Source organism: Xenorhabdus bharatensis, from assembly GCF_037996705.1.
Classification (GTDB): Bacteria; Pseudomonadota; Gammaproteobacteria; order Enterobacterales; family Enterobacteriaceae; genus Xenorhabdus; species Xenorhabdus bharatensis.
This window is the reverse complement of sequence record NZ_JBBMXG010000089.1, coordinates 1-284: the sequence shown is the minus strand read 5'-3', so window position 1 is coordinate 284 and position 284 is coordinate 1. Positions and strand designations below refer to the sequence as shown.

The 284-nt window shown below is 46.5% G+C and carries 1 protein-coding gene; it reads right to left on the bottom strand.

Going from position 1 to position 284, the window contains the following annotated elements; genetic code table 11:
- Positions 1 to 104: 104 nt before the first annotated feature.
- A partial coding sequence (locus AAC855_RS21345; protein ID WP_340612139.1) for a hypothetical protein occupies positions 105 to 284 on the bottom strand: 180 nt, incomplete at its 5' end.

The following is a 284-nucleotide window of genomic DNA, read 5'->3' as shown; positions in this document are numbered from 1 at the left end:
TCAGCCTTGGACTGGGCAGGCGAAAAAAAGCGCCTCCAATCAGGAGGCGCTATGCCGTAGTTCATTTCGTTCAAATCTCCTTAAATAGAAGGCCTAATATTTGTTTAATGGTGATTAGAATGTAAGTAGATTACTGAAGAAGCGCCATGCGCTGGCTGGATTTCATAGGATACCTGTGCCGTAGAGTGCAGTTCATGGTTGATAAACTGTTCAGCCGATATCGTGAATTTCCCCTTCCCGAATAGGTAAGGCCCGCAAGACCAGTCTCCGGATTCAGTAACGGT